Below are 10,453 nucleotides of genomic sequence, written 5' to 3'. Positions count from 1 at the left end.
GGCGACGTGCTGTTCCGGCTCGACGACACGGAGCTCCGCAACGAAATCGCGCAGCTTCAAGCGAACGCCAAAAAGCAGGAAATGGACATACGCTTGAATCAATTTCAGGAAAAGGCCGGCATCGCCGACGCGGAGGCCGAGGGCATTACCGAAACGGACGCCAAAAAGCGCTTTGCCGCGTCGGAAAGCCGCAAAATGCAAAACGAGGTTACGCAGGTTACTCTCGAGCATACCCGTTCGCAGCTCGCAGAGAAAACGAAGAAGCTTCAAGCCGCCGGCTTCGCGGCGCCGGAAAACGGCATTTTCCTGTTCGAGGGTACCAAGGAGCCGAAGTCAGTGAAAGATAACGAGCGGATCGGCAAAATCGTCGATCTGACGAAGCTGCAGCTGATTTGCAATGTCGGCGAATACGACTTGTTCCGCATCAAGGAAGGCATGGATGTCGAGGTACGCGTGGATGCGCTGAAGGACGTCAAGCTGAAGGGCAAGGTCGAGCGTCTGTCCAAATTCGCCAAGGCCGGCACCGGCAGCAGCGAGTCCTCGAACACGACGGCCGCCCAGTTCGAGGTGACGATCTCCCTGGAGCCGAACGAGCGCCTGATTGCCGGGCTCAGCTTGACAGCGTCGATCCAAACGGATAAGAAAAGCGGCGCGCTGGTCGTGCCGACGCTGACGATTCAACGGGATAAAGACGACTACTACGTCATGGTCGAAGCCGCTGACGGCAGCTTGGAGAAACGCATCGTCAAAATCGGCCTGGAGACGCCGGAAAAGACGGAAGTGCTGAGCGGGCTGAACGAAGGCGAATCCGTCGTGCTTCAATAATTCCCCCCCAACCGTACCTTCGGGTACGGTTTTTCATTTTGGCAAGAAATCTGCCGAACGGAGCCGTATCGTCCAGTAAATTTGCGATGAAACCGTTTTTTTGAATTTTCACAGGATGGAACGTCGTTCCGATTTCTTGTATAATCTAACCCATTGACTATCGGCCCCGACTTTTCTGAGAGTGGAAAGTCACAACATCGTAGATCAGGAGGTACTGACATTGTTTTTGCAAAAATTGAATACGACTTGGTTTTCCAACCCGCGTGCGGACATTTTATCCGGGATGACGGTAGCCCTCGCCTTGATTCCCGAAGCCATCGCTTTTTCCATCATTGCCGGAGTGGACCCGATGGTCGGCCTGTACGCTTCGTTCTGCATGGCGGTCGTCATTTCTTTCACCGGAGGCCGCCCCGCTATGATTTCCGCTGCAACCGGAGCCATGGCTTTGCTGATGGTCACGCTTGTGAAGGAGCACGGCCTCGACTATTTGTTCGCTGCCACCGTATTGACCGGGATTATCCAATGGCTCATGGGTGCGATGAAGCTCGGACGCTTTATTACGTTCGTGCCGCATTCCGTCATGACGGGCTTCGTCAATGCGCTCGCCATCTTGATTTTTATGGCTCAGCTGACGCATTTTACGGGACAAGGCTGGGTCATGTACGGACTGGTCGCTTTGACGCTTGTGATTATCTACACGCTGCCGCGGCTGACCAAGGCTGTACCTTCCGCACTCGCCGCCATCCTCATCGTGTCCGTACTAACGATCGGGCTGCATCTGGATGTCAAAACGGTCGGCGATATGGGGCAGCTTACGAACGTCCCGCCGGCTTTTCATATCCCGCAAATTCCGCTTACGTTCGAGACACTGCTTATCCTGCTCCCTTATTCGCTGTCCTTGGCCATGGTTGGCATTCTGGAGTCGCTGCTGACAGCAACGATCGTGGACGAAATGACACATACCAAAAGCGATAAAAACCGGGAAGTCCGCGGCCAAGGCTTTGCGAACATCGTGACGGGCTTTTTCGGAGGCATGGCAGGCTGTGCGATGATCGGCCAATCCGTCATCAACGTCAAGTCCGGCGGGCGGACCCGACTTTCGACCTTGGTAGCCGGTGTCTTTCTTCTCTTCCTGATTCTTGTTCTCGGCAATGTCGTCAAGCAAATTCCGATGGCAGCTTTGGTCGGCGTCATGTTCATGGTCTCGCTCGGCACGTTCGACTGGAGTTCGCTGAAGCAGCTTCGTACGATCCCGAAAACGGATTCGTTCGTGATGATCGTTACGGTTATCATCGTCGTCGCTACGCATGATTTGTCCAAAGGCGTTTTTGCAGGCGTTCTTCTGAGCGCTGTCATCTTCGCTTGGAAAATGGCAACCTTGCGGACAGCCGCAACGCTTCTCCCGGACGGAAGCAAGCAGTATCAGGTGTCCGGACAAATGTTTTTCGGAACGGTCTCCCACTTTATCGAGCAATTCGACTATGCCGGGGACCCCGATTCCGTCACCGTGGATTTCAGTCAATCTCACCTTTGGGACCACTCGGCCGTGAACGCCGTAGCGAAGATGATTACCCGCTATGAAATGCTTGGCAAGAATGTGACTCTCATAGGGTTGAACGATGAAAGCAAACGGCTGGTCGACCGCATCGGCTTGTCCGTGCCCGGCGCCCATTGACGTTCTAGGCCCGCTTCGTGCGTCGGATGACGCGGAGCGGGTTTTCTGCTGGGCCCGAGCTTATGCGGCCTTAGCTCATCCGTCACCTACGCCGCAAGGTTGTCATTTCCATGCGGCCCCGTTATAATGGAAAAGAGCTTTTAGTACCAAGTCCTAAGAAATACCGCAAGTCACGAAGAGAGGATGACCCGCTAATGACCGATACATCTACACTGGCTTACCATGAATTCAAAACGATCGCGCTTGACCGCCGCAGCATCCGCAAATATACGGATCAACCGGTTGCCGTCGAAGATATTCGCGAAATCATCGATTGCGCCCGTTACGCCCCAAGCGATACGAACTCCCAAACGTGGGAATTCATTGCCGTGATGAATCGCGATAAGATTAAAGAAATCGAGCAGATTACTTGGGAACAGCTGCACCGCAGAGCTGCCGAAGCGGAGCAGCGCGGCTTGTCCAAGGAAGCCCGCCTGCTGACCAAGTCGTTCGGACCTTACGCTACGGCTTTCTCGGATGCGCCTGTGCTGATCGTATGTCTCGCGACGCCGTACAACTCCAAGTTCCGGGAGCGCATCTTCGATCCCGTTGAGCTGGTCGACGATGCGGTGTGGGCGGAAGAAGGCATCAAGAGCAGCTGCCTCGCCGCGCAAAATCTGATGCTGGCCGCGCATGCCCGCGGGCTTGGCACATGCCCGATGACCGGTCCGGTGCTGCTCGCCCAAGACCAGCTTCGCGAATACTTGGACATCCGGCCGGAATGCCAGATCAACATGGTCATTGCCCTCGGCTATCCTTCCGAGCGGCCGGCCCGCCTGCCGCGTAAGGAAATCGACGACATCCTGCGTATTGTCGATTAATGACGGAAACGCTAAAGAACGCCTCGGACCAACATCGGTATCAATCCGGGGCGTTCTTTATTGTTGAGTCGTCCATCATTTTCAGCAGCTTCTCGGTATTCTCGCCTTCCACCGGGGATGCAAAAAAAGCGGTTCCTGGAACGATTATTCCAAGAACCGCTTTGTGGCTTTTCATTTGGCATTAAAACTTAAGCAAACTATCTAACGATGAGATGAAAACCGCCGCAGCGGTAAGTTTTCTTGCGAAATCAAGAAGCGAATTCAAGAAGTTTCATCGTTTTGATTTCTAAAAGAAAGCTTATATCAAAACCCGTCAACCGATTGTCGACCGGGCATCGTAGTTAGTTTTGTCTTACAGTTTGTGAACGTTAGCCGCTTGCGGACCACGGTTGCCTTGAACGATTTCGAACTCAACCGATTGGCCTTCTTCCAAAGTTTTGAAGCCTTCGCCTTGGATTGCGGAGAAGTGTACGAATACGTCGTCGCCGCCTTCTACTTGAATGAACCCGTAGCCTTTTTCTGCGTTAAACCATTTTACTGTACCTTTCAATGAAAACAACCTCCTAGATGTATCGCCATCAAGGGCGAATGCTTCAAGTATATCACCCTTATCAGGATAAATCAACAAGACCAAAATTATACGCAGCCTTATTTTTTCACACGCAGCAGCTCTTTGGAACCGGGAATAAAAGGCAATTCGGAAAGCTCCAAAGACGCCTCGAACCCGGCCGTCCGCAGCTCTTCCAGAAGCCGGTCCAGCATCGGATACCGGTCCCATTGCAGCGTGATGACAGGATATACCCGCACCTCTCCGCCTGCACGGCATACCCTTAGCAGCTCACGCAGCACGCGGGTATGAAAGTCATAGTCGAATTGCTCATGATACAGAAATAAAAAGTGGCTGCACAGTACAAGTCCGAACGACTCGTCCTCATATGGAAGATGAGGCAGCATGGCCGCCGTATACTTGTTTCCTTGGGAAGAGTGCGCATAATCGTCGGCAAACCGCTTCATCGATGCCTCCCGCATCGCACGATGCCGCTCCGGGTCGCCGTAAAACGTCCAATCAAAGCTCTCCCTCAGCTTGGTCAGCTTCCCGGTCGACACTTCGATTTCCGTCATCCCATGGCGGTAAATTCCTTCTGCCGACAGCTCGTACATCGGATCGGCCGCTTTGGCCGCCAACCCGCGGGCAGCGGCTTCCGCTACAAACGACGAAGCTCCTGCGGCCACGTCCAAAATCGGACCCGCCTCCAGCAGTTCCGGCTTCAGCCTAAACATGCGTTCGTACTCGGCAAACGACCGGCAGGTCATTGCCACTCCAATCTGCTCATACCCTCTGCTCATCTTTCTCCGCTCTCCTCTGCTCATGTATTGAATAGTTTGGCCCCCACCCGCCCTTCGGCTTGGTGCTGGAGCTTATTGGCATTTTATCACGGTCTATGGTGGTTGGCAATCGCAGCATAGTTGCCCGCTTGGTTGAAGCCAAGATCAATTCATGCTAAGGTAAAGAGGTAGCGATGGATCTCACTCACTCGCCCGCAACCAATGGAATAGAAAGAGGTAACAGCCTTGAAAAATCAGGGGATTAAAAAACATACGATCTACAAAAAAGACAAATGGAACATGCTCACGGTCGAAGTCAACGGAAAGCAGTTGATTTTAAGAGAAATTTCCGACCAGTGGGGTGAGGATTGCCATACGTTTCTCAGCCGCCCGGAAATGATGCATTGGGTGAACGAACGCTTCTCGAAGGAACGGTTCCAAGGCACCGACGAAGAGCGCGAGAGTATTATGGAAGCTTTCCGTCAAGTTTAATACGAAATTGGACATATTTTGCTTGACGCCCGGCTTGTCCATTCGGTATAATGAGGGCAATTACATAAGGATGTCCTCCAAAGGGGAGTAGCTGTCACAGTAAAGTCGTCAGTTCGGGTTCTGGGAAGAGCCCCGGCTTTATTGGCAACGAAACGTTGTTAGCAAGACCTTTGCCATTGAGGTAGAGGTCTTTTTTGGTGGAAAATGACCTGTACCGATGTGGTAGAGGTCATTTTTGTGTAAATACTAACACCAACAACAACGTAAAAAGGAGTGGTAGGACATGGAATGGTTGTCCGTAGAATTTCTTCTCGCCCTGATGAACATTGTCTTGATCGACCTCGTGCTTGCCGGGGACAATGCCATCGTCATCGCACTCGCAGCGCGCAATTTGCCGAAAGAACAGCAAAAAGGCGCAGTTCTCTGGGGAACGGTCGGTGCCGTTATCATTCGTGTCATCGCCACACTCGCCGTCGTCTGGCTGCTGAAGCTGCCTGCCCTGCTGCTCATCGGCGGAGTCGTGCTGATCTGGATCGCCTACAAGCTGCTGGTGGACAAGAAAGACCATGCCATCGAAGCCAAACCGCAGCTCTGGCCCGCCATTCGTACGATTATAATCGCTGACGCGGCCATGGGCTTCGACAACGTCATGGCGGTGGCCGGCGCTTCCCACGGCAGCTCCCTTCTCGTTATACTCGGCCTCATTATCAGCGTGCCGATCATGGTATGGGGAAGCACCTTGTTTATCCGGCTGCTTGAAAGATTTCCTTGGATCATTTACATCGGTTCCGGCGTGCTGGCCTATACCGCGGGTTCGATGTTGACAGGAGACCCGCTTGTCAAGGAATGGTTTATCGCAAACCCGATCGTGAAGTGGGGCTTGGTTGCCATCGTCGTCGTGGGCGTCCTCCTGGCGGGCTACTGGAAAAAAATCTACGGCTCCTTGGTATCCATTAACGAGAGCGGCCACCTGACGATCCCGCCCGATCTGGAGCAGGGAGCGGACATCCAACCGAACGATAGCTTCGAAGCGAAGCGCGATGAAAAAGGACGTATGATCTTGGTGAAGTCGCGAGGCTGAGCGGGTTGCGTAAACTTGGATATGCCGGGGGCTGCGAGTCAGAAGTAACTGCCTCCGGCCGCTGTTGACAACGGGTTAAATGAACAGCCTCGCGGCTTATATGGTGAGGCAACGACAAAAAGCCGGCACATTCCACTAGTGCCGGCTTTGCTGCGTTAAAGCTCAAATTTTCGTATGCGGAACGGGGGTTTCGGCGGTGCGGACGTCGATCAGCGCGGGCTTGTTGCCGGTCAGCGCCTGAGTGAGAGATTGCTCGAATTCGGCGGGGCTCGACGCCCGATAACCCGAGCCGCCGCAGGCTTCGGCGATAGCTGCAAAATCGGGACTTTGAATCGCACTGCCAGTCAGGTTCATGCCCGCGACGTTCATTCGGTCCTGCTCCATCGCGTAAGCGCCGTTGTTGAGAACGACCAGCACGATCGGGAGCTGCAGCTCGGCGGCCGTTTGGAATTCCATCAGCGTCTGGACCACTCCCCCATCCCCTGCTACGGCGATCGCTTGACGGTCCGGATAGCAGAGCTTGGCGGCTATTGCCGCCGGCAAAGCAAAGCCAAGCGTCCGCCACCGGCCGGAAATCAGGATTTCCTGCCCCGCCTTGGCTTGAAAGATACGGTTGAACCATAGCGTATGATCGCCGGTATCGACGGCGACGATCGCTTGGTCCGATACGTGATCCGCAATCGTCTTTATGACGCGCTGCGGCGGCATCGGCGTGCCCTCAGCCCGTGCCTCGGCCTCGATCTGCCGTTTCCACCCCGTACATACGTCGCGAACCCGGGCGCGCCAAGCATTGCGATCTTTGGCCGAAAGATGCTCGGCAGCGGCGAGTTTGGGAACAATCTGCCCGAGGTCGCCGACGATACCCATATGCAGCGGGTGACCGAGCCCGATCGCTTCCCGGTTCCAATCGACTTGAACGATCCGCGCCTGCGTCGGCACGTAATCGTCCGGCCACCATGTTGCGCCCAGTATGACGATCAGATCGCTCTCGGCCAGCAGAACGCTGGACGCCTCACTGCCGGCCTGACCGAGGCCGCCCGCATAGCATTCGTGGTCATTCGGAAACAACGGCCGGGCGGGCAGCGTTGTGATGACGGCGGCAGACAGCTTCTCCGCGAGCTGAAGGACATGCTCCGCTGTCTGCTTCACGCCGCGGCCAATGAATAGGACCGGCCGCTCGGCTGAAGCAAGCAAGTCTGCCAATTCCGCAATTTCGTTGTCGGGAGCGGCCAGCGGCTGATGCAGATGGGCAGCGTACGGCTTTATCCCGCCTTTCACCTTCACCGGGTACAAGTCCTTGGGGATGGATAGGTGAGTCACCTGCCCTTGGAGCAAGCCGTGAACAAGCGCCTGCTCCATCAATTCGGGCAGCGCATCCGCGTGCGTGACCAGCTCGGATTTTCCCGCAACGGCGGCATTGAGCTTTTGCTGGTCTACATACTGCTTGGCCCGGGTGCCGATCTTCGCCGTTTCGACCTGCCCCGTCAGCGCCAGTACCGGCGCCCGATCCATAGCCGCATCGGCAAGGCCGTTCAACATATTCGTTACGCCCGGACCGCTTGTCGCCAGGCATACCGCCGTCCTTCCCGTCAGCTTGGCTTCGGCGGAAGCCATCAGCGCGGCGCCGCTCTCATGCCGGCAGGCCACGTACCGGATCGCGTTCTGTTTTCCGAGCTCATCCAATAAACTTAAATTGGCGTCGCCGATCACGCCGTAGATCCGCTCAACCTTCCAAGTCTTCAACTGCTCCAGGACGAACTGCGATACGGATAAGTCTGCCGTGGGCTTGTTCTTGTCGGCAAGCACCGGGGGCGCGGCAGCATCCACAAGGGTAGTGGGACTCATGCAAAATCACTCCTTTCGTTTTCCGGTATAGCGTTCCCTTTGGAACGTTTCCCATTGCAAATTTTTTCATAAGGAGTTAAAGGAAAACCGCCCAAATTGGCGAACATAGACAGTAAGAGGTGATAAGCTTTGAGCAATGGCGCATCGATCTTGACGTTCATGATTATTTCGTTCTCGCTCGCGCTGATCTTAATCATGAAGAAAGATACCCTCCCGGCAAACGTGAAACGGCCGCTGGCCATTTTGGCGCTGGTGATGGTATCGTTTTCGTTCGTGCTGATGATCTTTAGTTTTTTTTCCGGCGCGAAGTAAGCGAATAGACTTCTTTCCTTGAATTCCCTATACTTATATTTAACCCGCGTTCCGGCCATACTAACTAGAGCTTTCCAACGGACCCATAAACAGCTTGGAGCGTGAGCGGGTAATGCGATTGTTGCCGTTGCTGCTGTCCGGCGCGCTGCTCTCCGGTGTTCTGATCGGATCGGCGGCGGCCGCGAATCATGCGGCTAAACCATTTCATTTGACAAGGAGGGCTCCCATGAATCAAGTACCGAAGCGGAGCGACGTTCCTGCGGAACACCGTTGGAACCTGGAAGACCTTTTTCCGAACCAGCAGGCATGGGATCAAGAGCATCAAGAAGCGAAAAACGCGCTGAAGGAAATTGGCCGCTTTCACGGCAAGCTGAACGACCCGGCGGCCATCAAGCAGTGCTTTGAGCTGGAGGATAAAATCTCCCTATATACCGAGCGTCTGTACGTCTACGCCAACATGAAGCATCACGAGGACATGGCGGACCCTACATATCAGGCCTTATCCGATAAATCGAAAAGATTAAGCGTCGAAGCCGGTGAAGCGACCTCGTTCATTTCTCCGGAAATTTTGAGCTTGTCGGACGACCAGCTGCAGAAGCTGGTGAACGATCCCCAGCTCGCCTTCTACAAAAGGACGCTCGAAGAGCTGATCCGCGAGAAGCAGCACGTGCTCAGCAAAGCGGAGGAGGCGCTGCTGGCCCAGGTCGGTAATCTGTCGCAAGCGCCGAGTACGATTTACGGCATGATCAACAACGCCGATATCAAGTTCCCGAAGGTGAAAAACGAAAAAGGCGAAGAAGTCGAGCTCACGCACGGCCGGTACATCCAATTTCTCGAAAGCCGCAACCGCGACGTCCGCAAGCAAGCTTTCGAAGCGATGTACGCCACCTATGCCAAGCAAAAGAACACGATCGCCTCGACGCTTGCCGCCAATGTGACGAAAAATATTTTTTACTCCAAGATTCGCAAGTACCCTTCCACCCTGGAAATGTCGCTGTTCGGTGACAACATCAAGAAGGAAGTGTACACGAACCTGATCGACACGATTCACGAGTCGCTGCCGCTCATGCACCGCTACATGGAGCTGCGCCGCAAGCTGATGAAGGTCGACAAGCTGCACATGTACGACCTGTTCGCTCCTTTGGTCGAAGAATACGACCTGGAGATCACGTACGAGGAAGCGAAGAAAACGGTCAAGGAAAGCTTGAAACCGCTCGGCGAAGAGTATTTGAAAACCCTGCAGGAGGGCTTCGAAGGCGGCTGGATCGACATTTACGAGAACGAGGGCAAGCGCAACGGCGCCTACAGCTGGGGCGCATTCGGCACCCATCCGTACGTGCTTCTGAATCACAAGGACAACCTGAACAGCATGTTCACGTTGACGCATGAGATGGGCCACGCGCTCCACTCCTACTTGTCGGACGCGAATCAGCCTTATCGCTACGCGCAATACACGATTTTCCTCGCGGAAGTCGCATCCACGCTGAACGAAGCGTTGCTGATGGATTACCTGCTGAAGAAGTCGACGGACAAGAAAGAAAAAATGTACCTGCTCACCTACTACATGGACCAGTTCCGGACGACGGTATTCCGGCAAACCATGTTTGCCGAGTTCGAGAAGATCATTCACGAAAAAGCGGAGCAAGGCGAAACGCTTACCCCGCAGCTGTTGAGCCAAATCTACTACGATCTGAACGTACAGTATTACGGCAAGGATATGGCGGTAGATCAGGACATCGAGATGGAATGGGCGCGCATTCCCCATTTCTACAACAGCTTTTACGTGTACAAATACGCCACCGGCTTCTCGGCTGCCACCAGCTTCGCGAAGCAGATTTTGGACGAGGGCCAGCCGGCCGTCGACCGCTATCTCGGCTTCTTGAAAAGCGGGAGCAGCGACTACTCCATCAATATCTTGAAGAAGGCAGGCGTGGATATGTCGACGCCGGAACCGATCAAACAGGCGATGAGCGTATTCAAAGAGCTTCTGGAGCAAATGGAAGCACTGGCGAAGTAAGCCGCCGACGCAGGCTGAGT

The 10,453-nt window shown here is 54.5% G+C and carries 10 protein-coding genes; 7 read left to right on the top strand and 3 right to left on the bottom strand.

Annotated elements, in window-relative coordinates; all coding sequences use genetic code 11:
- The 3 genes from QJ48_RS13300 to QJ48_RS13290 form a co-directional block, all read left to right on the top strand.
- A partial coding sequence (locus QJ48_RS13300) for an efflux RND transporter periplasmic adaptor subunit (protein ID WP_054974058.1) occupies positions 1–825 on the top strand: 825 nt, incomplete at its 5' end.
- A 283-nt stretch (positions 826–1,108) separates the two neighbouring features.
- On the top strand, positions 1,109–2,500 hold the full coding sequence (locus QJ48_RS13295) for a SulP family inorganic anion transporter (protein WP_054974062.1): 1,392 nt from the start codon (positions 1,109–1,111) through the stop codon (positions 2,498–2,500).
- A gap of 194 nt (positions 2,501–2,694) precedes the next feature.
- Complete coding sequence (locus QJ48_RS13290) at positions 2,695–3,360, top strand: nitroreductase family protein (protein WP_054974057.1); 666 nt, start codon at positions 2,695–2,697, stop codon at positions 3,358–3,360.
- 352 nt (positions 3,361–3,712) lie between these two features.
- On the opposite strand, the gene QJ48_RS13280 is transcribed toward QJ48_RS13290, so the two are convergent.
- Positions 3,713–3,910, bottom strand: a complete 198-nt coding sequence (locus tag QJ48_RS13280) for a cold-shock protein (RefSeq protein ID WP_054974055.1) — start codon at positions 3,908–3,910, stop codon at positions 3,713–3,715.
- A 98-nt stretch (positions 3,911–4,008) separates the two neighbouring features.
- On the bottom strand, positions 4,009–4,707 hold the full coding sequence (locus tag QJ48_RS13275; RefSeq protein ID WP_054974054.1) for a methyltransferase domain-containing protein: 699 nt from the start codon (positions 4,705–4,707) through the stop codon (positions 4,009–4,011).
- A 279-nt stretch (positions 4,708–4,986) separates the two neighbouring features.
- Here QJ48_RS13275 and QJ48_RS13270 point away from each other — a divergent pair, with 279 nt between their 5' ends.
- Positions 4,987–5,178 carry a hypothetical protein gene (locus QJ48_RS13270; protein WP_054974061.1) on the top strand — a complete coding sequence of 64 codons (192 nt, stop codon included), beginning with the start codon at positions 4,987–4,989 and terminating at the stop codon, positions 5,176–5,178.
- Positions 5,179–5,461: 283 nt separating this feature from the next.
- Positions 5,462–6,259: a TerC family protein gene (locus QJ48_RS13265; RefSeq protein WP_054974053.1), complete on the top strand. Its 798-nt coding sequence runs from the start codon at positions 5,462–5,464 to the stop codon at positions 6,257–6,259.
- A gap of 162 nt (positions 6,260–6,421) precedes the next feature.
- Here the strand turns inward: QJ48_RS13265 and QJ48_RS13260 are convergent, their stop codons facing one another.
- Positions 6,422–8,104 (bottom strand): thiamine pyrophosphate-binding protein, encoded by a 1,683-nt coding sequence (locus QJ48_RS13260; RefSeq protein WP_054974052.1) that lies wholly within the window; start codon positions 8,102–8,104, stop codon positions 6,422–6,424.
- Positions 8,105–8,233: 129 nt separating this feature from the next.
- Between QJ48_RS13260 and QJ48_RS13255 the strand changes: the two genes are divergently transcribed.
- The gene (locus QJ48_RS13255) at positions 8,234–8,416 is read left to right on the top strand and encodes a hypothetical protein (protein WP_054974051.1); all 183 of its coding nucleotides are present in this window, start codon (positions 8,234–8,236) and stop codon (positions 8,414–8,416) included.
- A gap of 226 nt (positions 8,417–8,642) precedes the next feature.
- Positions 8,643–10,433: an oligoendopeptidase F gene (pepF, locus tag QJ48_RS13250; protein ID WP_082420486.1), complete on the top strand. Its 1,791-nt coding sequence runs from the start codon at positions 8,643–8,645 to the stop codon at positions 10,431–10,433.
- Positions 10,434–10,453 lie beyond the last annotated feature (20 nt).

Origin of the sequence: Paenibacillus sp. A3, from assembly GCF_001399685.1 — a bacterium.
Lineage (GTDB): Bacteria > Bacillota > Bacilli > Paenibacillales > NBRC-103111 > Paenibacillus_G.
This window is presented reverse-complemented; position numbering and strand designations above follow the sequence as displayed.

Excerpts from the sequence above, each read along its gene's own strand:
- QJ48_RS13295 (WP_054974062.1), top strand. The coding sequence starts at position 1,109 with ATGACGGTAGCCCTCGCCTTGATTCCCGAAGCCATCGCTTTTTCCATC.
- QJ48_RS13290 (WP_054974057.1), top strand. The coding sequence starts at position 2,695 with ATGACCGATACATCTACACTGGCTTACCATGAATTCAAAACGATCGCG.
- QJ48_RS13275 (WP_054974054.1), bottom strand. The coding sequence starts at position 4,707 with ATGAGCAGAGGGTATGAGCAGATTGGAGTGGCAATGACCTGCCGGTCG.
- QJ48_RS13270 (WP_054974061.1), top strand. The coding sequence starts at position 4,987 with ATGCTCACGGTCGAAGTCAACGGAAAGCAGTTGATTTTAAGAGAAATT.
- QJ48_RS13265 (WP_054974053.1), top strand. The coding sequence starts at position 5,462 with ATGGAATGGTTGTCCGTAGAATTTCTTCTCGCCCTGATGAACATTGTC.
- QJ48_RS13260 (WP_054974052.1), bottom strand. The coding sequence starts at position 8,104 with ATGAGTCCCACTACCCTTGTGGATGCTGCCGCGCCCCCGGTGCTTGCC.
- pepF (WP_082420486.1), top strand. The coding sequence starts at position 8,643 with ATGAATCAAGTACCGAAGCGGAGCGACGTTCCTGCGGAACACCGTTGG.